At 63.4% G+C, this 23,579-nt stretch carries 25 protein-coding genes; 15 read left to right on the forward strand and 10 right to left on the reverse strand.

Annotated elements, in window-relative coordinates:
- The first annotated feature begins 28 nt into the window (after positions 1 to 28).
- From HZF05_RS22135 to HZF05_RS09920, 5 genes are all read left to right on the forward strand, one after another.
- Positions 29 to 157, forward strand: coding sequence for a hypothetical protein (locus tag HZF05_RS22135; protein WP_281367500.1), 129 nt, complete (start codon positions 29 to 31; stop codon positions 155 to 157).
- A gap of 32 nt (positions 158 to 189) precedes the next feature.
- Positions 190 to 1,263 carry a transporter substrate-binding domain-containing protein gene (locus tag HZF05_RS09905; protein WP_160365899.1) on the forward strand — a complete coding sequence of 358 codons (1,074 nt, stop codon included), beginning with the start codon at positions 190 to 192 and terminating at the stop codon, positions 1,261 to 1,263.
- Between the two features lie 185 nt (positions 1,264 to 1,448).
- On the forward strand, positions 1,449 to 1,823 hold the full coding sequence (locus HZF05_RS22290) for a molybdopterin cofactor-binding domain-containing protein (protein ID WP_343046865.1): 375 nt from the start codon (positions 1,449 to 1,451) through the stop codon (positions 1,821 to 1,823).
- 212 nt (positions 1,824 to 2,035) lie between these two features.
- Complete coding sequence (locus HZF05_RS09915; RefSeq protein WP_160365900.1) at positions 2,036 to 2,962, forward strand: XdhC family protein; 927 nt, start codon at positions 2,036 to 2,038, stop codon at positions 2,960 to 2,962.
- Positions 2,959 to 3,522: a nucleotidyltransferase family protein gene (locus tag HZF05_RS09920; protein ID WP_160365901.1), complete on the forward strand. Its 564-nt coding sequence runs from the start codon at positions 2,959 to 2,961 to the stop codon at positions 3,520 to 3,522. The genes HZF05_RS09915 and HZF05_RS09920 overlap by 4 nt, the downstream gene beginning before the upstream one ends.
- Positions 3,523 to 3,711: 189 nt before the next feature.
- Here the strand turns inward: HZF05_RS09920 and HZF05_RS09925 are convergent, their stop codons facing one another.
- A complete protein-coding gene (locus tag HZF05_RS09925; protein ID WP_160365902.1) occupies positions 3,712 to 4,317 on the reverse strand; it encodes an outer membrane protein in 606 nt (201 codons plus the stop codon).
- A gap of 332 nt (positions 4,318 to 4,649) precedes the next feature.
- Here HZF05_RS09925 and HZF05_RS09930 point away from each other — a divergent pair, with 332 nt between their 5' ends.
- Positions 4,650 to 4,829 (forward strand): hypothetical protein, encoded by a 180-nt coding sequence (locus HZF05_RS09930; protein ID WP_160365903.1) that lies wholly within the window; start codon positions 4,650 to 4,652, stop codon positions 4,827 to 4,829.
- A 371-nt stretch (positions 4,830 to 5,200) separates the two neighbouring features.
- On the opposite strand, the gene HZF05_RS09935 is transcribed toward HZF05_RS09930, so the two are convergent.
- Positions 5,201 to 5,362 (reverse strand): hypothetical protein, encoded by a 162-nt coding sequence (locus HZF05_RS09935; RefSeq protein WP_160365904.1) that lies wholly within the window; start codon positions 5,360 to 5,362, stop codon positions 5,201 to 5,203.
- A 211-nt stretch (positions 5,363 to 5,573) separates the two neighbouring features.
- On the opposite strand from HZF05_RS09935, the gene HZF05_RS09940 reads away from it, so the two are divergent.
- On the forward strand, positions 5,574 to 6,821 hold the full coding sequence (locus HZF05_RS09940) for a YihY/virulence factor BrkB family protein (protein ID WP_160365905.1): 1,248 nt from the start codon (positions 5,574 to 5,576) through the stop codon (positions 6,819 to 6,821).
- Between the two features lie 7 nt (positions 6,822 to 6,828).
- On the opposite strand, the gene HZF05_RS09945 is transcribed toward HZF05_RS09940, so the two are convergent.
- From HZF05_RS09945 to HZF05_RS09955, 3 genes are all read right to left on the reverse strand, one after another.
- Positions 6,829 to 7,146 carry a hypothetical protein gene (locus tag HZF05_RS09945; RefSeq protein WP_160365906.1) on the reverse strand — a complete coding sequence of 106 codons (318 nt, stop codon included), beginning with the start codon at positions 7,144 to 7,146 and terminating at the stop codon, positions 6,829 to 6,831.
- 3 nt (positions 7,147 to 7,149) lie between these two features.
- The gene (locus tag HZF05_RS09950; protein ID WP_343046866.1) at positions 7,150 to 7,326 is read right to left on the reverse strand and encodes a hypervirulence associated TUDOR domain-containing protein; all 177 of its coding nucleotides are present in this window, start codon (positions 7,324 to 7,326) and stop codon (positions 7,150 to 7,152) included.
- Positions 7,327 to 7,422: 96 nt separating this feature from the next.
- Positions 7,423 to 8,415: an ATP-dependent DNA ligase gene (locus HZF05_RS09955; protein ID WP_246331853.1), complete on the reverse strand. Its 993-nt coding sequence runs from the start codon at positions 8,413 to 8,415 to the stop codon at positions 7,423 to 7,425.
- 528 nt (positions 8,416 to 8,943) lie between these two features.
- Between HZF05_RS09955 and HZF05_RS09960 the strand changes: the two genes are divergently transcribed.
- The 3 genes from HZF05_RS09960 to HZF05_RS09970 all read left to right on the forward strand — a co-directional run bounded on the left by HZF05_RS09960 (position 8,944) and on the right by HZF05_RS09970 (position 11,178).
- Entirely contained in the window at positions 8,944 to 9,903 is a 960-nt protein-coding gene (locus HZF05_RS09960) for an alpha/beta fold hydrolase (protein ID WP_181638836.1), read from the forward strand.
- Between the two features lie 83 nt (positions 9,904 to 9,986).
- Positions 9,987 to 10,916, forward strand: coding sequence for a non-homologous end joining protein Ku (gene ku / locus HZF05_RS09965; protein WP_160365910.1), 930 nt, complete (start codon positions 9,987 to 9,989; stop codon positions 10,914 to 10,916).
- 1 nt (position 10,917) lies between these two features.
- A complete protein-coding gene (locus HZF05_RS09970) occupies positions 10,918 to 11,178 on the forward strand; it encodes a hypothetical protein (protein ID WP_160365911.1) in 261 nt (86 codons plus the stop codon).
- A 33-nt stretch (positions 11,179 to 11,211) separates the two neighbouring features.
- On the opposite strand, the gene HZF05_RS09975 is transcribed toward HZF05_RS09970, so the two are convergent.
- A complete protein-coding gene (locus tag HZF05_RS09975) occupies positions 11,212 to 11,625 on the reverse strand; it encodes a DUF4142 domain-containing protein (RefSeq protein ID WP_343046867.1) in 414 nt (137 codons plus the stop codon).
- A gap of 971 nt (positions 11,626 to 12,596) precedes the next feature.
- On the opposite strand from HZF05_RS09975, the gene HZF05_RS09980 reads away from it, so the two are divergent.
- From HZF05_RS09980 to HZF05_RS09990, 3 genes are read left to right on the forward strand one after another with little or no spacing between them, the layout of a single operon-like run.
- Positions 12,597 to 14,795, forward strand: a complete 2,199-nt coding sequence (locus HZF05_RS09980) for a hypothetical protein (RefSeq protein WP_160366156.1) — start codon at positions 12,597 to 12,599, stop codon at positions 14,793 to 14,795.
- Between the two features lie 9 nt (positions 14,796 to 14,804).
- Positions 14,805 to 15,563 (forward strand): SDR family oxidoreductase, encoded by a 759-nt coding sequence (locus HZF05_RS09985; protein ID WP_160365913.1) that lies wholly within the window; start codon positions 14,805 to 14,807, stop codon positions 15,561 to 15,563.
- Positions 15,560 to 16,696, forward strand: a complete 1,137-nt coding sequence (locus HZF05_RS09990) for a glycoside hydrolase family 130 protein (RefSeq protein ID WP_160365914.1) — start codon at positions 15,560 to 15,562, stop codon at positions 16,694 to 16,696. The genes HZF05_RS09985 and HZF05_RS09990 overlap by 4 nt, the downstream gene beginning before the upstream one ends.
- 68 nt (positions 16,697 to 16,764) lie before the next feature.
- Here the strand turns inward: HZF05_RS09990 and ligD are convergent, their stop codons facing one another.
- Complete coding sequence (gene ligD / locus HZF05_RS09995; protein ID WP_160365915.1) at positions 16,765 to 19,281, reverse strand: DNA ligase D; 2,517 nt, start codon at positions 19,279 to 19,281, stop codon at positions 16,765 to 16,767.
- Positions 19,282 to 19,334: 53 nt separating this feature from the next.
- Positions 19,335 to 19,937 (reverse strand): hypothetical protein, encoded by a 603-nt coding sequence (locus HZF05_RS10000; RefSeq protein WP_160365916.1) that lies wholly within the window; start codon positions 19,935 to 19,937, stop codon positions 19,335 to 19,337.
- A 119-nt stretch (positions 19,938 to 20,056) separates the two neighbouring features.
- On the opposite strand from HZF05_RS10000, the gene HZF05_RS22295 reads away from it, so the two are divergent.
- Positions 20,057 to 20,233 (forward strand): hypothetical protein, encoded by a 177-nt coding sequence (locus HZF05_RS22295; protein WP_343046868.1) that lies wholly within the window; start codon positions 20,057 to 20,059, stop codon positions 20,231 to 20,233.
- Between the two features lie 556 nt (positions 20,234 to 20,789).
- Here HZF05_RS22295 and HZF05_RS10010 read toward each other — a convergent pair.
- Complete coding sequence (locus HZF05_RS10010; RefSeq protein ID WP_160365917.1) at positions 20,790 to 21,203, reverse strand: BLUF domain-containing protein; 414 nt, start codon at positions 21,201 to 21,203, stop codon at positions 20,790 to 20,792.
- A 108-nt stretch (positions 21,204 to 21,311) separates the two neighbouring features.
- Complete coding sequence (locus HZF05_RS10015; RefSeq protein WP_160365918.1) at positions 21,312 to 22,226, reverse strand: NAD(P)/FAD-dependent oxidoreductase; 915 nt, start codon at positions 22,224 to 22,226, stop codon at positions 21,312 to 21,314.
- Between the two features lie 511 nt (positions 22,227 to 22,737).
- On the opposite strand from HZF05_RS10015, the gene HZF05_RS10020 reads away from it, so the two are divergent.
- Positions 22,738 to 23,247, forward strand: a complete 510-nt coding sequence (locus HZF05_RS10020; protein ID WP_160365919.1) for a hemerythrin domain-containing protein — start codon at positions 22,738 to 22,740, stop codon at positions 23,245 to 23,247.
- Positions 23,248 to 23,579: the final 332 nt, after the last annotated feature.

Raw genomic sequence — 23,579 nt, forward strand, 5'->3', positions numbered from 1 at the left:
CGATCAGGCCACGGGGCGTTCATCCGGCATGGACAGCGAACCCAAACCGCCTGCCAGGGGCAGCAAGCTCTTCCTGATCGTCGGCGGGCTGATCCTCGCGATCGTCGTGATCATCTTCTGGGGCAGCATCCTGAGCTATTTCACGCAGACGCGCTGAATTCGCCTGCTCCACTAAATCGAGGGCCGATCATGTGTTTCCTGCGGTATCTCGTCGTCCTGTGCGCAGCGCTATTCGCCATTCCGGCTGCCGCTCAGCAACAGCCGGGCGCCCCGCTCGTGATCGCGACGCACGAGGCGCCGCCCTTTGCGATGAAGCGGCCGGACGGGCAATGGCAGGGGCTGGCGATCGATCTCTGGCGCGGGATCGCGCACGACCAGAACCTGAACTTCCGTTTTCAGGATACCTCGCTCCAGAACATGGTCGATGGCGTAGCGCAGGGCCGCTATGCCGCCAGCGTCGGCGCGCTGACGGTGACGCCGGGGCGCGAGCTCAAGATCGATTTCACCCATCCTTATTACACGACCGGCTTCGGCATAGCGGTCGGCAAGTCGCCGCCCGCCTGGCTCGTGCTGCTGCGCAATTTCTTCACCTGGGGTTTCCTGCAGGCGGTACTGGCGCTCGCGAGCGTGCTGCTGGTGATCGGTTTTCTCTTCTGGCTGGCCGAGCGGCGCGCCAACGACGAGCAGTTCGGCGGATCTACCGCGAAGGGGATAGGCGCGGGCTTCTGGTTCTCGGCCGTGACGATGACGACGGTCGGCTATGGCGACAAGGCGCCGCGCACGCTCGCAGGCCGAATCATCGCGACCGTCTGGATGTTCGCCGCGATTATCATCATCTCGACGTTCACCGGCATGATTGCTTCGTCGCTCACCGAAAGCCGGCTGAGTGGCCAGATCAAGAATGCGGACGATCTCGCCAGCGCCAAGGTCGGCTCGATTGCCGGATCGGCGGCGGAAGACTGGCTCAACCGGACCGACGTGGGCTTCCAGCGTTATCCGACCATCCAGGCCGGGTTGGACGCGGTCGCCTCGGGCCAGATCGACGCCTTCGTCTACGACCGGCCGCTGCTGCGCTACGTGATCAAGCAGCAATATAGCCGGAAACTGCGGCTGGTCCCGGGGAATTTCGGGCGGCAGGACTACGCCTTCGGGTTGCCTCAGGGATCGAAGCTGCGCGAGGGGATCAACGAGTCCCTGCTGCGCCGGATCGACGGCCAGCCTTGGAACGCGCTGGTGAAGCAGACGCTCGGCGCGAACGAGTGAGCCATGTCCTGCCTGGGGTTGGGCAGGGTCTGCTGTTTGCCGAAGGCATGGCAAGCAAGACCGTCTGGAGCCTCGTGATGGGCTTAGCTGTATCGGGTATATCGCAGGTGCTAGCTGAGGCTGCGTGAGACTGTTCAATAGCTTGGGCCTCTACCCGAACGCGACCTTAACAGCGGTGAGGTGAAGTGCGGTCGGGCGATCAGGCGGTTCCGCTTGGGAACGTCGCCGTCGCAGGCGAACCCGTCGGCGATAACGGGATTGAGCGTGGCGATCCCGACAAACGGCATCAGCAATCGACCTTCGGTGGTCATTTTGTTGAGGTGGCGCCAGATGCCGCATCCGGCAAAATCCGCGTGCGCCGGATGCTGGCCGTCTGCGCGGCAGGGGACGTTCTCAATCCGAAATCGGCGCGTAGCACGGTCATCGGTGCGATGACGATGGAAGTTGCCGCCACGCTCATGGAAGAACTCACTGTCGACACGCGCTGCAGCGTCTTCGTCAATCACGATCTTGACGGATATGGCCGGAAAAACCGAACGATCTTCAGGACACGGAAGTAATCTTCCTTGACGAGATCGATCTGATCTCATCGCCGGTGAAGAGAGTCGGCGAGCTCGGAACATTCGTTGTACCAGCGGGTATCGCCAAGGGAGTCTACAAACCGACGGGCGTAGGCGTGCGTGCTCTCCGATCACGGTTGCCTAATATCTCGAACGGCTTGCCGACCGTCACCTGATTGCCCGGTCGTCCGCCGCAGCCTATTTCAGCAAGTATGCAGGATCACGAACCCGTTCTCACCGCCTTCAAATCCTGGCGCGGAGCCTCGATGGCTTTGGCGACCGTCGTCTCCACCTGGGGGTCGGCGCCACGCCCACGCGGCAGTCACATGCTCATGCATGCCGATGGCCGCTTCGAGGGATCGGTATCGGGCGGCTGCGTCGAGGGAGAGGTGCTGGCGCTCGCCGAGCAGGTGATGGCGACCGGCAAGGCCGAGAAGCGGCGCTATGGCGTGTCCGATGCCTCCGCCTGGGAGGTCGGGCTGCCATGTGGAGGGAGCATCGAGGTCCTGGTGCAGCCGGTCGGCGAGACCGGCTATGCGCCGGATCTCTTCGACGCCGTTGTCGCGGGACGCGAGTCGGGCAGCACTATCCATATCGCCACCGATCTTGATACAGGGCGGAGCGCTTTAGCGGCGACGGACACGTCCGATCTTTTCGTCAATCGCTACGCCCCGCCCCGGAGGTTGTTCATCGTCGGCGCGGTCCAGATCGCGCAAAGCCTGGTAGGCATCGCCCGGACGCTCGGCATCCGCCCCGTCGTCATCGATCCGCGCGGGCGCTTCCTGACCGAAGAGCGGTTTCCAGAGACCGAACTCGACGATCGGTGGCCGGACGAGGCGATCGCAGCGTGGAAGCCAGATGGCGGCAGCGCCGTCGTCACGCTCAGCCATGACCCGAAGATCGACGATCCCGCGCTGATCGCCGCGCTGAGCCGACCGACCGGTTATGTCGCGGCGCTCGGGTCGCGACGCAGCCACGCAGCCCGGCTGGAGCGTCTGGCGGCAGTGGGCGTCGCGCGTGCGGATCTCGATCGGATCGAGGGACCGGCGGGCATCGACATCGGCGCGATCGGAGCGGCCGAAAGCGCTCTGTCAGTGGCGGCAGCCATGGTCGCAACTCTGGCGCGAGACGGCGAATGAAGGTCGCGGCCGTGCTGCTCGCCGCCGGCCGCTCGGACCGGTTCACGGACGGCGACAAGCTGGCGGCGCTTCTCGGCGACCTGCCGCTCGGCCTTCATGCCGCCCGGACGCTGACTTCGCTGCCGCTGGACAGGCATATCGTCGTCACCGGCTCGGGCGGCATGGCATGGCCCGATTTCACGGTCGTGCCGAACGATCGGCGGGATGCGGGGATGGCGAAGTCCATCGCTCTCGGTGTCAGTGCCGCACGCCGAGCCGATATCGACGCCGTGCTGATCGCGCTGGCCGATATGCCCTTCGTGAGCGTGGCGCATCTCGAACGACTTGTTGCCCGCTATCGCGGGCCGGATACAATGGTCGCATCGAGCGACGGCATTTTCCGGATGCCTCCGGCGCTGTTCGGTGCCACATGGTTCGACACTCTGGAAACGCTGTCCAACGATCGGGGGGCGCGCGCGATTCTGGAGCAGGCCGAGATCGTGCTCGCCAATCCTGCCGAACTGCAGGACGTCGACCGCGTCGCGGATCTGGAGGCCGCCAAGGGCCGCTTCCCAGAGTGATTCCGCATCAGGGGCGTTCCGGCACTCCTCGATCCGACGGAGCCTGAAGGCGGGGATGGCGATTGACTGCGCGTTCGCAGAACAATTTCTCTGTGGAAAAAGTGAATAATCTTTCAAGTCATACGGCATCGCCGACAAAAAGGACGGTTCCTTACGGAACCGCCCTTTGCATGCGCCGCGGGATCCTGCTTATTTGAACCGGAACCCAATGCCGCCCATCGCATGATTATCGGCTGTATGATTGTCGAACTGCGAGCGCACATATTGAGCGCTCACGTAAAGGCCGCCGGGGACTGCCGAGAACTTGTCGTGCAGGGTGAACTCGACCCCGCCGCCATATTGATAGCCGTCAGCGTGGCCGCGACCGAACGAGGATGAGCCGTCGTCCGCTACGATCAGCCTGCGCTGCGCCTCGTTGACGTAGCCGCCCTTACCGAAGACCAGAAAATCGGGCGTGACGAGATAGCCCACCCGGATGTCTCCGCCGATCTGATCGCGTTGCTGGTGGGCGACGACCGCGCCAGGGAAAGCGGTCACGACGGTGTTCCCGCCATGGTTCTCGTGCCAATAGTTGAATTCCGGTCCGATCACGATCCGGTTGGCGATCACGCCATCGAAACCGGCGGAGCCGCCGAAGCCGAACTTGCCGTTGTGATTGCCCTCGGAATGGGCCCAGTCATAGCCGGCCTGTCCCTCGATGCGGAAGCCGCGAAAGGACGTATCCTGGGCGGATGCCGCCGTGCCACAGGCAGCCAGCGTCAGCGCCGCAATCGCGACCTTCTTTATATTGCGCATGATGATAAGCCTCTTGCGGTTGGGGTACGTGCGGCGGGAGAACGAGGGCCCGAAACGCTAGTTCCTGACAGAGGCGCTAATCTCCTGAGTGTTGCTGCACCGCAACAGCGCACTGTGCGTGTCCGACCGGCCGAGCCGTGAAGCCACAAGGCGTCAATTGCCGATCTTCACCTAGCGGATCGCTGCCCGTCTCGTCTGCCCGGTTATTTTGGCGCGGCAAGATGGTCGCCTATAGGACGTCTAGCTGCCTTCCAGCACGACAGCGCCGTAACGACGGGATCAACGGCGCCCGCCGCGCGCTTGGATCTTTCCGATAAAAGAAGGATAGCGCCATGTCGACGTCACCATCTGATCCTGATGGCGGGACCGGTCCCGAGGATAGCCTTGCCACGAAGCCCAAGAGCGGCGCGGGCGGTCACGATCACGGCGACAACGAAGGAGAAGACGAGGGCGGGGCGCCGAAGGAGGGCGACTATAGCGGTCTCAACGAAAATCAGAAGCCGGTCGATTAAGCGCCCCGCGAACCTGCATAACGGCAAGCGTGCCCGCTAATCGCTTCGACCGCACGAGCCTTCAAACGCTGTGCGCCTGGTCTGATTGGATGTGCGAGGGCCGGAGCAGATGCTTCGGCACTAAGCGTCATGCCGGCGGCATTCGCCAGACCCGTGAGCCCTCGGGACGGTCGCGCGCTCGCCGCCGTGCGATCGTTTGCCAGTCGCTTTGAACATCCGGGGGGGACCACGCCCGCGGGCAGCGTGCGAGCGCCTATGGCGGAGGCGCGTGAATCCAAGGCTCTGTCGGTCTGCTTGTCGGCACTTCGGTCGAGATGTCATGCGCTTTCGGCGATCTCCCCCGCAGGAGGCTGCGGTCATCGATCTCGTCTTCAGCCGAACGGCGTGACGACCAGCGGGCCGTCCGGGCCGTGGCGGTCGCTGCGTAGCCGCTTGAAGATCCGCCGCAGGAGCCCCGAAGGTGCCGTATCCGACGTCCACACCGACCCCGTCCTCGTGTTCGCAAGCCTCATCGTCAGCGCGCTGCGGATCATCATACGTCCTTTTTGGATATCGTCCGCATAGCGCCCCTAGCGATGTGTTGTTCCCATCCTGCGAGCCCGTGGCCGCAACCGTGCGCCGCGCGCGGCAACCGGATGGAAGTCGGTCTAAATCCAGATCAGTCGGAAGCGAAAGATGTACGCGATCAGGGAAAATGTTCCGACCGCACGCGTTACCGTTCCGCTCATAAATCGAGGGAGACGCATGGCGCATCTGCAGGACGCCGGGATTGTGGACGATCGCACCGAACGCTTCGCCGAAAGCCCCTGGGCGATCCCGGCAGAGGGCTGGAAAGCCGTCCTGCGCCGCAGCTGGACCGAGGCCAGCGAGGACAATATCGGCATCGTCGCCGCAGGCGTGTCCTTCTACGGTTTCCTGGCGCTCGTGCCGATGCTTGGCGCCGTCGTGCTCACTTATGGTCTGGTCGCCGAGCCGAAGACCGTAATCCATGATGTCCGGGCGATGACATCGGTCATGCCGGCCGATGCCGCGAAGCTGATCGGCGAGCAACTGATGCATCTCGTAAAGAGCTCGGACGGCAAGAAGGGACTCGGCGTGCTGGTCGCCCTCGCGATCGCTTTGTTCGGCGCGCGCAACGGCGCGGGATCTGTCATCACTGCCCTTAACATCGCCTATGAGGAAAAGGAGGCCCGCGGCTTCGTCCGCGTGAACCTGCTCGCGCTCGCAATGACTGGTTGCGCGGTCATGGTGGCGCTGGTCGGGACGGTAGCCATCGCGGCGCTCGGCCACCTCGAGGATCTGATCCCTTTCTCATCCGGGTTCGTCGTCGCGGGCGGAAAGGTCGCCGCCTATGTCGCGCTGACCCTCGTGGCTGCGGCGGGTGCCGCCGCCCTCTATCGCTTCGGGCCTTCCCGCCGGAAGCCTCGCTGGATCTGGCTGACGCCCGGGTCGATCCTGACCGCCGTGTTGTGGCTGCTCCTGACGCTGGGGTTCGGTCTCTACGTCGCCCGCTTTGGCAATTACGACGCGAGCTATGGATCGCTTGGCGCCGTCGTGGTCATGCTGACCTGGCTCTATCTTTCGAGCTACGTCCTCCTGTTTGGCGCAGAGCTGAACTCGGAACTTGAAAAGCAGACCGTCGTCGATACGACGGATGGGCCCGCACGACCGATGGGCGAAAGGGAGGCGTGGGCGGCCGATCACGTCGTCACGCAGGCGGCAGACCAGCCTGTCCCTCAAAAAAACGAGACGCCGCCGTCGGCCGTCGCGGCCTTTGCAACCTCTCGTGGCAGTGCACTTGGCCTTCGCGTCGTGGGCACCCGCAGGGTAGGGCTCTTGTCTTCGGCGCTCGCGACTGCTGGGCTTGCCGCCCTAGGTCGGCGTGGATCGGCACCCAAGGGTATCGCCCTGCTGGGCGCCGCCGCCGCTTTGTCGTGGATCGTGAGGACCGGCGATTCAGATGCGGTCCCGCCGGTCGATCGGAAGACCTAGTAGTAGCCTATTTGTCGAGGCTGGCCGCGTTGCGGTCGGCCCACTCCTTGCCGTCGTCGCCACCCCAGAGCAGCCAGGCGATGTAGCCGGCGGATGGATCGGAGTTCGATCCCCATTCGTGTGCCTTGCCCTGCTTGTCGACCGTGTGACGCGCGAAGTAGCTGTGCATCGACTTCACGTCGGCTTCTGATAGCTCGTGCCGATCGGCGAGCTGGCGGGCGCGCCGGACGCCGACCTCGGTACCGCCGCGGTCGAACTTGTCGCGCAGCTTCAGCCCGCGCTTGGCATTGGACGCCATCTTGAGCGTCGGCTTGAACGTGGCCATGGCTCAGTCCTTCTTCAGGGCGTCGGGTTTGTGCGCGGCGCGCTTCCCGTCGTCGGTCTCGACGATGAATTCTGGATTGTCCTTCGACGCGGCGACCTTATGCGATTTGATTCGGGTCGGACTCGTGACCTTCTTCACGACCTTGCCATGGGCCTCGCCACCCGAGCTGTCCCACTTCACCTTGTCGCCGGCTTTGGGGGGGTCATATTCGCTATTCTCCTTGCAGAGCGTCAACGCGCACTACCATCGATGGTTCGGCTCTCAGGGAAGACAGAGCTAGGTGTTAAGCTGAGACAGCCCCGCCGGGCGCAGTTCGTACTCCAGCTGTTCCATGTCGCACTGGTCGGGAGCCTTGTCGGGGCGCCAGCGCAGCAGTTTCGTTCCGTGCCGGAAGCGGTTTCCGGTAACCTGGTCATACACCACCTCGATCACCAACTCTGGTCTGAGCGGCTCCCAGGGATTCTCTTTGCCGGAGTTCCACCTGCTCGGGCCTCCGGGCGCTTTTCCGGTGAAGCCGGGCTCTTCTATGAGCGGCTCAAGCGTCGTGAGCAGATGGGCCTTCTCCTTTGCCGCGATGGCGCTTGTGAAGCCGACGTGGTTGAGTTTTCCGGCCTCGTCGTAAAGTCCGAGAAGCAGCGAGGCGACGCCCGTGCCGTCGGAAGTCCGTCGGAAGCCGCCGATCACGCAGTCGGCCGTGCGCTGCTGCTTCACCTTCCGCATCGCACGTTCGCCGGCCCGGTAGGGATCTTCCAGGCGTTTCGCCACGACGCCGTCGAGAGCGCCACCTGCGGAGGAGAGCCATCGGCGAGCCTGGGCAACATCTTCGCTTGCCGGTGATAGCAGAAGGGACGGCCCGCAGTTGCGCCGGTGGAAATCTTCCAATGCTCTCCGTCGCTCGCGCAGCGGATCGCATGCAAGTGTCAAGTTGTTCATTGCAAGACAATCGAACAGCATCAGCTGTGCTGGCGTCTCTCGCGACAGGCGTTCGATCCGGCTCGGGGCAGGATGCAGCCTTGCCTGAAGTGCATCGAAGGAAAGGATGTCCCCAATGGGAAGGATGATCTCTCCGTCGATCATGAAGCATTTCGTTTTCACGCTCTGGAGGACCTGGACTAGCTCCGGAAAGAACCTGTCGAGCCGCTTCCCCGCCCTCGACGTGATGGCGACGTCGTTGTCCTTGCGGAAGCAGATGGCGCGAAAGCCATCCCACTTCGGCTCGAACTGCCAACCAGAATCCGTGGGGAGCTCTTCGACGAGCTTCGCCTCCATGGGAGATGGTATCGTGGCCATCGCGGATGAACCGGCGCAGGCGACGGACGTTCCGCAACATCTTCGATCGCTCGCCTTACGCCACCGAGGACGATGCCCGTTCGCAGGAGAGACTGGAGACAATGATGCCGAGCAACGGACCTGATAATGTGGCCGCTGAACCGAAACGAGACGCGTCGCGAGGAGAGAGCGCCAAGGAGGTGCTGACCAACGGAGACCTGGACAAGCGCTCGGACGGAGGCGGTCCCGGCGGAGCCGCCGCTGTGGGTCCTTTGAAGTGTGCGCCAACCGGGGCGGCTCCGCACGCCGCGCAGGATGCTCGGACGCCGCATGGCGCGCCGGTCGAGACGGAGGCGCAGGTCCGCGCAGGTCGAAGCAATCCGTCCGAATCCCATTCGACGTCGCACTGAGGTGGCGACCGCAGCGAGCAGAAAATCGGGCCGTTCCGGTTCTGCAGTTCGAGCTCTTCCTCATCGGACGATAGCTCGCGCCCTAGGTTGGGCCGGCGCCGGAATGGCGTTAGCGGCGTTGGCCGGCGCGGTGTCTTCGCGATTAATCGCCGCAAGGACGCGCAAACTCGTCCCCGCTGACGGAAGGATCGTCAGGCTCGAGACGGGAACCCTGCACTACATGGAGATGGGCGATCCGCAGGCCCCGCCACTCGTCCTGATCCATGGGCTTGGTGGCCAAATACGCAACTTCAGTCATTCCTTTGTCGATAAACTGGACGGATACCGGATCATTGTTTTGGATCGTCCCGGGTCGGGCTACTCGTCATCGGCGGCAGGCAGGACCGGCTCTCTCGAACATCAGGCCGGTTTTGTTGCTGAGGCGATCGCACATCTCGGTCTCGAACGTCCTCTTCTGATCGGCCATTCGCTGGGAGGCGCGGTCTCGCTCGCGGTCGCGCTCCACCACCCATATTCGGTAGGCGGGCTCGCGCTCGTGGCACCGCTGACACGGCCGCCGGTCGTTCCCTGGCTTCTCCGGTCGAGCCTCTTCCAATCCGAACAGCTGCAGAAGGTCATGGCATCAACGTTCGCCTTGCCGATCATGGCATTGACAGCGGAGGCGAGGCGCAAGCATGTTTTCTGGCCATCGACCTCCCCCGACGATTTCGACGCTCGTGGCGGCGGCATGGCGATCCGCACCCCCAAGGCCGCAGCTGCCGCGCTCGCGGACATCGCCGGTCTGGCCCAGGAGCTGGAGCGGATGGTGTCCCGTTATCACGAGATAGACGTGCCGGTGCGGATCCTGTTCGGCCGCAATGATCGGATCCTTGACGCAACCTTCCACGGGTCCGTCGTGGAACTCATGCCCGATGCCAAGTTGGAGCTTTGTGACGGCGGCCATATGCTGCCGATATCCGACGCGACCCTGGTTGCCGCTTGGCTCCGCCGCACGCGCTCGACCGAAGCGGGCGCTAATATCGATCGAGCAATCGCTCGATGCTCGCGTCGGATCGAGCGCCGAGGCCGTTCGCACTGAATTGAGCCGCGCCCATCGCGAAGCAGGGAACGAAGCGGGCAGATCTGACTTGAATCCGCCCGAGGCGTCACAGGAGACTTACGATGGCGGCACGTCCATATTGGCAGGGTCAGATCCGGCTCGCGCTCGTCTCGATCCCCGTGCAGGTCTATTCGGCGACCAAGAGCGGCGCAACGGTCGCCTTCCACCAGATCCATGAGCCTTCGGGCAAGCGGATCAAGTATGAGAAGGTTGTGCCAGGGATAGGCCCGGTCGATCCAGACGAGATCATCAAAGGCTTCGAATATGAGAAGGGCGAGTACGTCCTGCTCGACGAGAAGGAGATCGAGGGCGTCAAGCTGGAAAGCAAGAAGACGCTCGAGTTGACCCAGTTCGTCGACAGCCATGACATCGACATGATCTACTTTGAAAAACCCTATTACGTGGTGCCTGCCGACGATCTGGCGGAGGAGGCGTTCGTCGTTCTTCGCGAGGCGCTCAAGCGCACCCGCAAGATCGGTCTCGGTCAGCTCGCCATGCGCGGGCGTGAATATGTGGTCAGCATCAAGCCGTGCGGCCGCGGCATGGTGATGGAGACACTTCGCTACGCCGACGAGGTCAACAAGGCGGCGAGCTACTTTCGCGACATCGGAGATACGAAGCCGGACGAAGACCTGCTCGATCTTGCCGAGACCCTCATCGACAAAAAGTCCGGCAATTTCGACGCCGGCGAGTTTCATGATCGCTATGTGGATGCGCTCAAGGACCTGATCGAGCGGAAGAAGAAGGGCAGGACGCTCGAGATCGACGAGGACAAGCCCGCGTCCAATCGCGGCAGCAACGTCGTCGATCTCATGTCGGCGCTCCGTAAGTCCTTGGATTCGCCGTCACGTTCGGGTGCCGCGAAGACCGGATCTTCGTCTCACGCGAAGTCGTCGTCCAGCAAGCCTGCCGGCAAGCCGGCCGCAAAGAAGACCAATGTGCGATCAACGAGTCGCACTACCAACAAGGCACCCGCTCGCAAGCGGGCCTGACATGGCGAGACCTCCGCTCCGGATCGTCGAAGGCTCGGACGACGACCCTGCATCCGTCACCGAGGGGACGGTGACCCTATGGTCGAACCTGCTCACGCTAATGGGTCAGTATCTAGTTGAGAGCGGAACGCCAAAGCCCGAGATTCTCGAAATGCTTCGACTGCTCAACGACACCAACGACGCGACCATCCGGTCGCCGCGGGTCCGCGCCCTCGCGTCGCGACGCCTGATGGCAGTCTATACGGCATTCGAGACCAGCTGAGCCGCCCGCATTGCGAACGGCCCAGGTGCCACATCACATCTTGTCGATCATGTCCTTGTGCATCTGAACGACCGGGACGATCTGCCCGGCGGCGGCCTTGAGATTGTGGGCGGTGCCGTTCGAGGCGTAGCTCTGCATGAGGCTCAGCGCGTCAGCGTGTGCTGCCTTCTGCTGCTGGATATAGAGGGCGTCCCTGGACGATCCCTTGGCGGCACGGAGCGCAGCGAGATCCTTCGCCTGCATTGCATCCAGCATGGGCGGCTTCGGCATGAGCTTGTCGGCGATCGCAGCCTGCTTCACCATCTGCGTGCTCTGGGTGTGATCGGCGATCATCTTGCTGGCAAATTGCGCGAGCGCGCTATTGGCCGACGAGGTTTCGAGCTTCGCGGACTCGATCTCGAATTTGTCGCTCGCACCCGCTTTGGCGACGAACTGGGCGGGGGTCACGGACTGAGCCGTAGCGGCCGCTGTCCAGAGTCCCGCTGCCGCAATGGCTAAAAGTGTCGGCTTCATGGTCAATCCTCCCTCTTACGATTATGGCGCAACGTCGAGGATGGGAGATTGTTCAGCAAATGTATCGAATATAACATGTATCAACTCGGCTGGACCCGCGCTGTCGCGTCTTGTCCGCTTGAAAATTCTACCCGGCGAGCATCAACGCCGGGAATCGAAAATCGTACTGCTCCAGATTAGGATCGGCGGATCGACACGCAACCTGTCGACATGCAACTTGCGTCGTTGTCGCGCTTTAGCGCCTTGTCCCAGAGAAGCAGCGGACGGTAACGCGACGATCGGCAAAGACACGGTTGGCACTTCCAATGCCAAGGAATTTGGGACCGAGGTCGGTGAAGGTGGCGGGGGTCATCAGGTGTCCGGCAGGGACGTCGATACGCGCACCACGCACCAGGTCGTCGCCATTGCCGATGGACCGAAGAGCCTAAAGGTGGCCAAGCGCGAACCACCTTGCTCGAGGATTTCATTTCCGCGAGAAGATCTTCCACTCCGATCACGAGCGACCCCGAGCGCGTCGTGCGGGCGCTCGACGACGGCGCCCACGGTCGCCTCACGCTGAGGGATAGGTTACCAAGACTACACGACTGACACATCGACGCCGCCGCTTTCCTCCGGGATGCGGGAACCTGATCATCGATAAGCAGGAAGACAATGAGGAGCTGGTCGAACGTCAGACGGATTGGTCACAACGCGGCGCAGCCGGAGACGCTTGGCCAAACTCAGATGGACCTGACCCGCAAGTTCGCTCTGGACAATCGCCTGCGGACCCAAAAGGCGGCCCGAATGTTGGGTCGGTGACGCCGGAGGACTATCCAGAAAAGGTCAGCGGCAAAAACATTTAGGAGCATCCGGGAGGCGCCGTGCAGACAGCGAAGGCAGGCACTGGGGGAACTCGCTTGAACCCCATGGAGGTTCCGGCCAGCCCCTATGTCATCGCTCTGCGCGACGCGCTTGGTGGTAGCGGCGATCCGCCTGTCGAGCGTTTCCGAGTCGGCTCGATGACGGGCGAGATCCTTTCGGCCGACAATTCGCTGTGGGTCGTCATTCGCCGCGGTCGTGATGAAGGCGGAGTGGCGCTGCGCGCCGCGTTCATTCCCATGGCCTTCACTTGGAAGGTGGTGCGGCGTAGGTCAGGAGAGACGGTCCGGCTCCGCGTGACGAGTGCGATGGGTGTGCACGAAATTGCGATCCGTGCCGGCGGCGACGGCCTGGAGCATGTTCGGATGACCGTGGCCCTTACGCCCGCGGTGCCGACCCTGATCCCGTTCATGCCGCGCGACCTCTATCCGCTGGGGAAAGATGACGATCCGCTCGCAGCGCTTGGCATCGTCGAGGCGGCGCAGCGCGGGCTCAATTGCGGGATCGTCTACTTCCATGTCGACACGCCGGCCTTTGGCAACGTGCTCTATTTCCAGAATTTGACAGCGATGAACGATTATTATCGGGCAACCCGCACGAGCCCCGATGGCGCGGTCGGCGGACGCTGGCCCGAGCTTGGTTATCTGCTGCCCGCACCGGCACAATCCGGGAGGCCGCCCGCCGATCCGCTGCCCGCAGGGGTCGAGGTGACACTCTCCGATGCCATCCTCGTGTTTCGCCACCACGTCGCGCCGCACGAGCGGGAGTCCGCGCGCCAGTTCCTGCAGATGCTTGGCGAGGCCTACAAGCTTCTTGATCTCCCCGCGACGCAATATCGTGATTGGGTCGCACGTGCCGAACGAACGCTGAGCGACCTCGACGAGGCGCCCGAGGCGACAATCCGCCATTACGGGTGCCGATACATCCACCCTTATACTGCAAGCGAATATCCCGACTCCATGGTCCAGATCTCGGTGCTCGCCGCCATCTTCGACTGGGGGCGGTGGAGGGGGGAGCCCCATCCGCTCGAAGCGGAGCTGAGGCGGGGACTACGACGCTTTTACGATCCGAAGCTCAAGGCGCTGCGTCGCTATCTGCCAAATGTCGGCAAGGACAAGGATGCCGATGCCGTCGATAGCTGGTATCTTTATCACCCCGTGCTCAATCTTGGCCGCATGGCGCTCGCCGGCGATCGCGTGTCCCGGCGCCTGTTCCTTGACAGCATCGACTTCTGCATCGAGGCCGCCCGTCATTTCGACTATCGCTGGCCGATCCAGTACAAGGTCACCGACTTCAGCGTCATCACGGCGACCGCGAACGATGATCGCGGGCAGACCGACGTTGGCGGCCTTTACGCCTATGTCATGCTCCAGGCACATGAGCTGACCGGCGAGCCGCGATTTCTCGACGAGGCCAAGGCGGCGATCAGAACGGCGATCGGCATGCGCTTCAACCTCAACTACCAAGCCAATCTTACTGCCTGGGGTGCTGCCGCCTGCATGCGGCTCTACCGTATCAGCGATGATGTCGTCTTCGCCGAGCAGAGCTATGTCTATCTGGCGAGCTTTTTCCACAATACGGAAATCTGGGAGAGCCGACTCGAGCACGCCGTCCACTACAAGAATTTCCTCGGGGCGACCTGCCTGCAGGATGCCCCCTATATGGCCGTCTACGAATGCTTCGACGCCTTCACCGCGTTCGAGGTCTATCTCGACCAGAGCGGCCCGGACCTCGATCCGGCTGTCCGGATGCTGGTCGCCGAATATTGCAAATATGCGCTCGACCGGGCCTGGTATTATTATCCCGACGCGCTGCCGGCGGAGATCCTCGCCACCGACAATCGCAACGGCCATATTGACCGCGCGCGCTCGTTCCCGCTTGAGGATCTTTATCCCGACGGCCAGTGTGCGGGCCAGGTCGGCCAAGAGATTTACGGCGCCGGGGCGGCCATGGTCTTCTCCACACGGAGCTTTCATCCGGTATCCGGCGCCCCGTTCCGGTTGTTTTGCGACCATTTCATCCGCGGGAGCGAGCGTATCGGCGACCGCTCGCTGAGCCTCGTGCTCGACGGTGGCGAAACCTGTGTCGCCACGCTGAGCGTCGTGGGTGACGCGCGGCGCAAGCTTCCGAGACTGACCGTCGTGACCGCGGGCGGCGACGCCGTGCGGGGACATCCCTGCGGCAAGGGACGCGTGGACTTTCACCCGCCGGCGAGCGGCCGTCTGATCATCAGCTGGAGCGAGTAGGAGACCGTCATGACCGAGCTATCCGACGCCCATACCGCGCGTCCCGAATTGCGAGGCCGCAAGGCCATCATCACCGGAGGTACGACCGGCATTGGCCGCGCCATCGCCGTCCTGCTCGCGAGCGAGGGCGTCGAGGTGTTCATCTGCGGTCGGACGCCCGAGCATTTCGAAGACGCGCTCACCCGGATCCGCGAGGTCGGTGCCGGCGACGGCATCAATGTGGACCTGGCCGAGCCGGACCAGCTCGACCGTTTCTTCGACGAGGCGAAGGTCAGGCTCGGCGACCCGGACATCGTGATCATCAACGCCGCTGTTCCCGCCCAGGCACTGTCGAAAATGTCGACGGACGACGTGCGCTACGCGATCGCGACCGACTTCACCGCCTATCTGCTGAGCGCGAAGGCGGCGCAGGAGATGCTGGCCGATCACGGCAATATCGTCCTGGTCGGATCGATGTCGGCGCATGTGCTGGGCCCTGGCTCGACCGTCTATGCCGGCATGAAAGCAGGCATCGCAGGGTTCGCCGAGGCGTTGCGCCGTGAACTGGGACCGCAGGGCATCACGGTCAGCCTGGTCGAGCCGGGCAAGACCGGTGCGGACTTCCAATATCCCGACATCCCGGCCGAGAAACAGCGCGCGATGATCGAGGAGGAGACGATGCTGCGGGCGGAGGATATCGCGGTCGGTGTCCACTATCTGCTGACCCAGCCCAAGAGGACGGTCATCCAGCAGCTCGTCATCGCGCCGCGCGAGCAGGACAAGGAATGACCTACGCGATCGACAGGCTGGTCCTCGTCCCCGACGACGTCGATCTCGCGCGCTCGCCACTCGCCGGGCATTTCGACGCGGAAACCTATGTGCTCGGCGCCTTCAACCCCGGCCTGACACGCCTTGCCAGCGGCAATCTGCTGATGATGGTGCGGGTTGCCGAGGCGTTGCGCGAGCCGGTGTCCGACGGGCATGTCCATGCAATCCGGTGGGTGGGAGAGGGGGCGGGCCGGTATGTGCTCGATGCGTGGCCGCTCGAGCATGTCGATACCGCCGACCCGCGGAAGTTCCGGGTGCTGGGGGGCGGCTGGAAGACGATGGCCCTGACCTCGCTGTCCTGGCTGCTTCCGGTGGAACTCTCCCCGGACGGGCTCGAGCGCGTCGCCATTCATTACGACAAGGCGATCGCGCCTCAGAACAGTCTGCAATGCTACGGGGTCGAGGATGCCCGGATCAGCCGGGTCGACGATCGCTGGCTGATGACGACTTGCTCGGTCAGCCCGGAGCGACATTCGACCACCCTATATTCGTCGGACAACGGGCTGGACTGGGTGTTCGAGGATATCGTTCTTGATCACCAGAACAAGGACATGCTGATCTTTGAGGGCCGGATCGACGGTCATTTCTGGGCACAGACGAGGCCGCTCGGCGACCTTTATTTCGCCTATCCGCCCGGCAGCGAATGGCGCCCGGGCCCGTCGATCAACTTGGCGCACTCGCCGGACGCCCTGTTCTGGAAACCGTTGGCTAGGCCCGGAATCCGGCCGCACGCCGCGACCGTGGCGACCGCACGCATGGGTGGCGGAAGCCCGCCGATCCTCGCTGAAATCGATGGGGAGCCCGGCTGGCTCACTTTGTGGCACGGCGTCGAACCCAAGGAGATCGTCGGCATCTATCGGACCTATTGGTCGCTTCTCGATCCAGACGATCCGAGCATCATTCTGAAAACCTGCCACGAACCCTTGCTTGAGGCCAATGCCGAGCTGACCCGTCCGATCGAGGACCAGATGTATGTCCGCGACGTCGTCTTCACCACTGGCATCGTCGACGGCGGCGATTACTACGTCGTCGCTTCCGGGGAGGCCGATCTTGCCTGCCGCATTACTCACATTTCTAAGTCGGCTTTCGTATGATCTTGGGGGCTTCATCAGCCGTGGCGCATCAGGTGGAGCGGACCCGTCGTCACCGTGAGCCAACGGCACTAGACGTCCGGTAGGACCTGGTCTGCGCGGCCCCAGCCAGCCAGCGCCTTCGCGGACGCTCGCTCGATCAGCTCGGATGCATCGGCGACTGTCCAGTGGGACGGCTTGTCGAGCGTGTGCAGCTCCTCCCAGGTGATCGGCGACGCCACCGTCGCGCCCGGCCGCGCGCGGACGCTGTAGGGCATTACCGCGGTCGCGCCCCGCTGGTTTCGCAGATAGTCGATGAAGATGCGCCCGCTGCGCTTCGCCTTGGAGAGCGCGGCCGTGAAGCGGTCTGGCTGGGCTTGCGCGAGCGCCGTCGCGAACCGGAGCGCGAAGTCCTTCACCATCGGCCACTCGGCCTGGGGCGTCAGCGGAGCGATCACGTGGATCCCCTTGCCCCCTGTCGTCATCGGGAATGTCTCGAGGCCGATCTCAGCCAGCATTTCGCGGACGTGAAAGGCGGCCGAGCGCACCTTGTCGAAGTCGAGGCCCTCGTCCGGATCGAGATCGAGCACCAGGCGGTCGGCCTTCTCGACGTCCTCGATACGCGATCCCCAACCGTGGAACTCGATCGTTCCCATCTGGACGCAGGTCAGAAGGCCGTCGGCGTTGTCGACGTAGAGGTAGGGCTCCTCGTGACCATCCTTCTCCGTCACGCCAACGTGGTGGACCTTGTCGCCGAAGCTGCCGGCATCGTGTTTCTGAAAAAAGCACTTCTTCGCACGCCCCTGCGGACAGCGGACGAGGCTGATCGGACGGCTGCTGGCCCAGGGCAGCATGATCGGCGCGATTTCGGCGTAATAGTCGGCGAGCCGGCCCTTGGTGACGCCGCCCTCGGGGTCGATAACGCGCTCCCGGTTCGTGATCTTCACGCTGGGCTCGGTGGATGCGGCCTTTTCGACGGCCCTTTCGGTCTCGAGGACAACGGCCTCAGGCTTCTTGTCCTCGCGCAGCCCGACGTAGCTCGGATGCCGCAGCGTGCCCTCGTCGGTCATCTCGGTGAAGGCGATCTCGGCGACGAGCGCGGGGCGGATCCAGTGGGCGCCGCGCACCGCCGCGCGGGGTGCCTCGATGGTCGCCGTCTTCCGTTCCAACGGCTTCATCAGATCGAGAAGCCGGTCGATCTCGTCGCCATCGAAGCCGGTGCCGACCTTTCCGGCGTAGCGCAAGACCCCGTCCTCGTGCACGCCGAGAAGCAGCGATCGGAATCCGCGCGTCTTGTCTGAAGGGGTCCACCCGACGATCACAAACTCCTGGCGTCGGATGCACTTCGTCTTGAGCCAGCCGCCGGTGCGCGAACCGATATATTTACTGTCAGCGCGCTTGGAGATGACCCCCTCGAGGCCGGCGGCGCAAAACTCGGTCAGAAGGCGTTCGCCCGAACCCTGGATGTGCTCCGAATAGCGTATGCGGCCCACGCCCTTGCCAACCAGCTTCTCCAGGCGGCCCTTACGCTCGAGGAGGGGGAGGGAGGTGAGATCGTCGCCGTCCAGCGCAAGCAGGTCGAATGCGACGTAGTCGATGGTGTCGGGACTGCCCTTCAGCGCGTTCTGGAGACGCTGGAAGTCACTACGACCGGCATCGTCGAAGACGACCGCCTCACCGTCGATCAGGGCGGACCGCACCGGTAGACTGGCGGCGTCCTCGACAATGCCGGCGAAGCGGTCGGTCCAGTCGAGACCCGAACGCGTATAGGCGCGGCCCTCCCCGCCGCCGACGGCGATGAGCGTCCGGTAACCGTCGAACTTCATCTCGTGCACCCAGGCGTTGCCGGATGGCACCGTGTCGACCAGCGTGGCAAGCTGAACGGAGTGGAAGGGCGGGGGCGGCAGGGTCCCACCCTTCGCCTTGTCCGCGGCCTTCGATCTTGTCGGGGAAGTTGCCTTCTTGCCCGGCCAAGGCGCGGATGCCTCTTCCGGACGAGTGGATTTCTGTCCTTCCGCGATCTCGGCCATCGTGCGGTCGCTCTCGACGCTGGTAAGATAGTGACCGACCAGATCGTCGGAGCCGCCGGCAAAGGAGTCCTGCACCTTTCGCAGGATCCAGTTCTCCGTTTTCTCGCGCCCGCGTGGCTTCAGCCTGAACATGATCCATTCGCCCCGCATCCGGCGGCCGTGAAGGGTGAAGTGGAGATGCCCTTCCTCGAGCGTCTTGCGCGGGTCCTTGCCCGGCACGGGCTCCCAGGTCCCGTTGTCCCAGAGCATGACGGTCCCGCCGCCATATTGTCCCTTCGGGATGGTGCCCTCGAAGCGGGCATAGTCTAGCGGATGATCCTCGGTGCGGATCGCGAGGCGCTTGTCGGCCGGGTCGAGACTCGGACCGCGCGTCACCGCCCAGCTCTTCAGCACGCCATCGAGTTCCAGCCGTAAGTCATAATGGAGGCGGGTCGCGGCGTGCTTCTGAACGACGAAGCCGTTCCCGGCCGTGTCCGCGCTGGCGCCGGATGGCTCCTGCGTCTTCGTGAAGTCTCGCATGCTTCGGTAGCGCGTGAGGTCCGCGCCTGCTGCAGCTTTCGTAGCGGAGCGTTTCGCCATCCTCGCCTCCCGTCGCTCAATCGTCGGGGTGGAGGAGTCGTTCCGTAGCTTTGCTACTGATCCTCGCGCCACCGGGAGAGCGCGTCGGCGTGTGCATCGCGCTCCTTCTCGACGAAGAGTTCCGCAGCCTTGCGGTCTCGCTGGTGCGCGCGCTCGAGATCGCGGCGCTCACGAGCGAGCGCGCGCTCGCGCTTGCGGAGATCGTCATCCTCCTCGCTTTGTCTGCGCAGCAGTTCGTCGAGCTTCGTCTCGGCTTTATCGAGCCGCCCGCGCGACGGCCATGGCTTGGGCTTCGCCAGTTTCTTCGTTCTCGTGGAGGGCGCGGATCCCCCTGGCTTCCCGTCCTTTGCGAGCCCATTTACTCTTGATGGCGCGTCGTCCCCATCAACAGGTGCCGATCTCTTCCGCCGGGGTCGATTGGGCGAAAGTGCAGCGAACTGCTCCTCGGCAGACCCGCGCAGCCGCTTGACCACCTTCCCAGGATTAGCGAGCGGCTCCCTTGTCAGCTCCTCGTCGGTGACAAGCTCCGCCATTCCGCGGGCGAAGAGGTTGGCATCGCTACCCCAGGCCTCGAGCGCCGCCTTCTGGCTGGACGCAGCCACGTAGGCATCGTGAAAGCCGATGGGCGTTCGGTAGACTTTGAGCTTGCGCGGCATCAAGGATCAATTCGGTCCATTGCGGCAGGTTCCTGCGATCATCGGCATGAGTGCGCCGGGAACGGCGGGACTCTCTCTCTCTCTCTCTCTGCTCGGCTTGTCCTATAAGGAGGAGGGCCATGTTCAGCGAGCAGTGCGAGCGGTGGATGCGCGAGGCGATCGGGATCGCGGCCGAGCGCGGCGATGGCCCGCGTCCGTCGTCCATCGGAGTACTCATCGTCCACGCCGGACGCGCGATCGCGATCGAGCTGAACGCACCGAGGAGCTCCGTGATGCGACGGCCCATGCGGAGATGATGGCGTTTCGCCGCGCGGGCGCCGAGAATGGCGATATGGCGCTGCGCGGCGCCGTGTTGTAAACGACCTTCCGGCCGTGCAGGATGTGTAAGATGGCATCGACCTGGTCGAAGTCGGCCGATCGTCTACGGCACCGGCCGGGACGAAGTGCACCGCATGTATTTCGAGGATTGCAGCTATGACACGATCGCTCTCGTGGGGGACGCTTATCGCGACGACCTGACGCTAGAGGGCGGTCGCCTCCGCATGGTGTGCCAAACTTTACTATGGGCCCGATGACGATGTGCCGGAGGAGGAGCAGGGCAACATCCGGCTAACTGCTTGCCGTCAGCAATGGCGCGGCTCCGCGCAAACCGCTCGTCAGCCTATGTGGTCGACGGAAACTCCGGCACGTCGATTCGATGATGCCGTGAAAACATGAAAGCCACAGAAAGCCACGCCTGCGCGCTCCTGTCGCCGTTCGCCCCCCCGGCGGCGGTCCAGAGGCGGATGGCCTCGTCCACGTCGGGTCCATGGGATGCCGCGAGATCCGCCGCCCTCGCCATGACATCGAACCTCATGCGGCAGTCTTCCGCGCGATCCGCGTGAAGCCGGAGAAAAGCGCTCGCGTGTTCGGATCCCTGACCTCCGCCACGAGGCGGTCGACGACGTCCCTCAGCGCACCCCCGTCCCGGATTTTTCCGAAGCCGCCGAACGCCATGTCCCAGCTGCCGAACTGTCGGTCAGAGATGTCCTTGCTGGAGAGGATCACCGCTGCGCGATGACGCGCATCGCGACGAATGCGATCATAGGCGGTCTCCACCAGCTTGCGCTGGCCCTCGAGAGCCTGAAGGAACCTGGTCCCGTCGCTGATCAGCAGGCCGGTGATGCCATCGCGGGCATTGTTGGCGCGCGAGGAGGTGAGGACGGCGTCGACATCCGCCTGCGTGATGCCGGGGCGTGCGGTGCTGATGTAGATGATCTGATGCATGAAACGCTCCTTCCTTGGAGCGGCTTAGGCGCAATGTGCTAACAAAACAGGTAGTTGAGCGAGATCAAAACCGCCGCGTGGCCGGTAAGCTGTCGGGCAGACGATGAGTTATCGTAGCCTCCAACTCCGGTCGGCAAGATCGTTTCGGATTGAGGTGGCGGCCAGCGCGCCTTGTCCCATCGCTCCGCTGATCTGGTCGAGTCCGAGCACCACATCGCCGGCGGCGTAGAGGCCAGGGATGCTCGTGCGAGCATGATCGTCTACGATCAGGCAACCTCCGTCGCGAGCTTCCGCTCCGAGCGCAACGGCGAGGTCGGAGTGAATCTCGGCGCCTAGCGCCGGGTAGATTGCCTCGAAAGCGCGCACGCCCAATCCGGTGGAAACTTGAAGTCTCGCTCCGTCTATAGCGAAGTCGCGCGCTGGACCGTCGATTAGCTGAATTCCGCTCGACGTCAGTTCGCTTCGTGTCGCATCTGAAAGATCGTGCGGGCCATCTGGCGCGATGAGGGTAACGGTCGCCGAATAGGAGCGCAGGAAGGTGGCCTCGCGCCCACCGTGCTCGCCGGTGCCGATGATCGCGACGTCACGGTCAAGCACCTCGAAGCCGTCGCAGATCGGGCAGTAGCGGATTAAACCGGCTGCCAGCGCGGCATCGTGCAGATCATCCTGCATGGCCGGGCGCCTGTCGGTGATGCCGGTCGCGAGCAGCACGGCGCGCGCTCGATAAGTGCGATCAGCGGTCACGGCTTCGAACCCGCTCTCGATGGCTGTAAGGCGCGTGACACGCCCCCCTTCGATTTTTGCTCCGTTCTCGATCGCCTGTCGTCGGAACCGATCAAGCAGGTCCGGACCGGGGATGCCTCCCGGATAGCCGGCATGGTTATGCGTTCTGGGTATCCGGCTCGCTCGTCCGCCGCCCGCATCAACAACGACGGTCCCGAGCAAGAAGCGCGCGCAATAGATGGCTGCTGTCAGTCCGGCCGGACCGCCGCCGATGATCAGGGAATCTATCTCGTATGGCATCGGGACAGAACGACGACGCTTGCAGACGTATCCTGCTCGGCCTCGCTATATTGACTGCCCTGGGTTAGAATCCTGCGTCGTCGTGCGCATCTCGCGCGGTGGACCGCGGTAATGTTGGGTGGATGCAAACAAATGTTAGCGTGGAACGTCGGTGAGGTCTGAGGGGCCGGAGGGGTGAATTTACTCGGTCCGCTCCTTATTCCGGCGCTCTCTTCAGGCCACCGCGCATCGGTGGCGGACGACGGAGCATTGGCTCGCGCACAGGCTTTTCCGGATGTCGTCAGCCGGGATCTGGGCGTCCGTCGCAGGTCAGCCTTACGAGTGTTCCTGCAGGCGCGTCGGAGTTCCCGATAGACTGCCGCCCAAGTCTCGATCGAATGTGCCGCAGTATCACTTCACCTTTAGGCTTCGTTGAGTAATCGAAGCCCGCGCATGAGAGAATCGCTCTCAATTGGAACAGGGTCTGGGATCGCGTCTTCTTGTGAGGCGGGTGGCAGCCGGGAGATGGACCATGGCAGATCAGTTCACAGATGCGATTGCCCTATTGAAGGCCGACCACAGAACGGTCGAGGATCTGTTCGAAAAGTTCGAGAAAGCGCGGGGCAATGAACGAAAGCGCGAAATTGCGCACCAGGTGTGTGTCGAACTCAAAATCCACACGATCATCGAGGAGGAAATCTTTTATCCCGCCTTCCGCGGTAAGATCGAGGACGACACTCTCGATGAGGCCTATGTCGAGCATGACGGTGCCAAGGTGCTGATCAACGACATCGAGGCGTCGACGCCTGACGCTGATTTCTACGACGCAAAGGTCACGGTGCTTTCGGAGGAGATCAAGCACCATGTCCACGAGGAGGAGGCGCAAAGCGAGGGCATGTTCGCGCAATGCCGCAAAACGGACGTCGATCTCGTGGCGCTTCGCGACAGGATGCTCGTCCGCAAGCAGGAACTGCTAGCGCAGGAAAAGTCGGACGGTCTGCCACCCGCGAAGCCCGCCGTGGTAAACCTCCAGCCGGCCTGACTACCTTTGCGCGCGGCGATCCTAAAATGGGATCGCCGCGTTTCGACCCGGCAAGGCTGCTTCGTTTCATCGACCATGTTCTCGTACCTCTCGCAGATACCTGCGCAACGAGGTCCGGCAAAGCGCCAGCCCACTTCGCTTCTCCCGCCACGGCGGATCAGCATCGCTGTGATTTCGCTCATGACGAGTTCCATGAATCTGCTCGCAGGTTCGATAAAATGCTTCGCAGGTGTCCGGAGAGGTTCTGCAGGACTGCGCCCCAAGCCAATTGCCGGATCGACCGGCCTTTTTCCGATGCCGGAAGATCCGATCTCCGATCGACCGCTTGTAGA

Origin of the sequence: Sphingomonas chungangi, assembly GCF_013778325.1 — a bacterium.
Taxonomy (GTDB): Bacteria; Pseudomonadota; Alphaproteobacteria; order Sphingomonadales; family Sphingomonadaceae; genus Solisphingomonas; species Solisphingomonas chungangi.

What these genes read in the sequence shown, in the direction of transcription:
- HZF05_RS09980 (WP_160366156.1), top strand. Translation starts at nt 12,597, where the DNA reads ATGGAGGTTCCGGCCAGCCCCTATGTCATCGCTCTGCGCGACGCGCTT.
- HZF05_RS09925 (WP_160365902.1), bottom strand. Translation starts at nt 4,317, where the DNA reads ATGCGCAATATAAAGAAGGTCGCGATTGCGGCGCTGACGCTGGCTGCC.
- HZF05_RS09970 (WP_160365911.1), top strand. Translation starts at nt 10,918, where the DNA reads ATGGCGAGACCTCCGCTCCGGATCGTCGAAGGCTCGGACGACGACCCT.
- HZF05_RS09930 (WP_160365903.1), top strand. Translation starts at nt 4,650, where the DNA reads ATGTCGACGTCACCATCTGATCCTGATGGCGGGACCGGTCCCGAGGAT.
- HZF05_RS10010 (WP_160365917.1), bottom strand. Translation starts at nt 21,203, where the DNA reads ATGCATCAGATCATCTACATCAGCACCGCACGCCCCGGCATCACGCAG.
- HZF05_RS09990 (WP_160365914.1), top strand. Translation starts at nt 15,560, where the DNA reads ATGACCTACGCGATCGACAGGCTGGTCCTCGTCCCCGACGACGTCGAT.
- HZF05_RS09935 (WP_160365904.1), bottom strand. Translation starts at nt 5,362, where the DNA reads ATGATCCGCAGCGCGCTGACGATGAGGCTTGCGAACACGAGGACGGGG.
- HZF05_RS09985 (WP_160365913.1), top strand. Translation starts at nt 14,805, where the DNA reads ATGACCGAGCTATCCGACGCCCATACCGCGCGTCCCGAATTGCGAGGC.
- ku (WP_160365910.1), top strand. Translation starts at nt 9,987, where the DNA reads ATGGCGGCACGTCCATATTGGCAGGGTCAGATCCGGCTCGCGCTCGTC.
- HZF05_RS22295 (WP_343046868.1), top strand. Translation starts at nt 20,057, where the DNA reads ATGTTCAGCGAGCAGTGCGAGCGGTGGATGCGCGAGGCGATCGGGATC.
- HZF05_RS09955 (WP_246331853.1), bottom strand. Translation starts at nt 8,415, where the DNA reads ATGGAGGCGAAGCTCGTCGAAGAGCTCCCCACGGATTCTGGTTGGCAG.
- HZF05_RS10000 (WP_160365916.1), bottom strand. Translation starts at nt 19,937, where the DNA reads ATGCCGCGCAAGCTCAAAGTCTACCGAACGCCCATCGGCTTTCACGAT.
- HZF05_RS09945 (WP_160365906.1), bottom strand. Translation starts at nt 7,146, where the DNA reads ATGGCCACGTTCAAGCCGACGCTCAAGATGGCGTCCAATGCCAAGCGC.
- HZF05_RS10015 (WP_160365918.1), bottom strand. Translation starts at nt 22,226, where the DNA reads ATGCCATACGAGATAGATTCCCTGATCATCGGCGGCGGTCCGGCCGGA.
- HZF05_RS09940 (WP_160365905.1), top strand. Translation starts at nt 5,574, where the DNA reads ATGGCGCATCTGCAGGACGCCGGGATTGTGGACGATCGCACCGAACGC.
- HZF05_RS22135 (WP_281367500.1), top strand. Translation starts at nt 29, where the DNA reads ATGGACAGCGAACCCAAACCGCCTGCCAGGGGCAGCAAGCTCTTCCTG.
- HZF05_RS09915 (WP_160365900.1), top strand. Translation starts at nt 2,036, where the DNA reads ATGCAGGATCACGAACCCGTTCTCACCGCCTTCAAATCCTGGCGCGGA.
- ligD (WP_160365915.1), bottom strand. Translation starts at nt 19,281, where the DNA reads ATGGCGAAACGCTCCGCTACGAAAGCTGCAGCAGGCGCGGACCTCACG.
- HZF05_RS10020 (WP_160365919.1), top strand. Translation starts at nt 22,738, where the DNA reads ATGGCAGATCAGTTCACAGATGCGATTGCCCTATTGAAGGCCGACCAC.
- HZF05_RS09905 (WP_160365899.1), top strand. Translation starts at nt 190, where the DNA reads ATGTGTTTCCTGCGGTATCTCGTCGTCCTGTGCGCAGCGCTATTCGCC.
- HZF05_RS09920 (WP_160365901.1), top strand. Translation starts at nt 2,959, where the DNA reads ATGAAGGTCGCGGCCGTGCTGCTCGCCGCCGGCCGCTCGGACCGGTTC.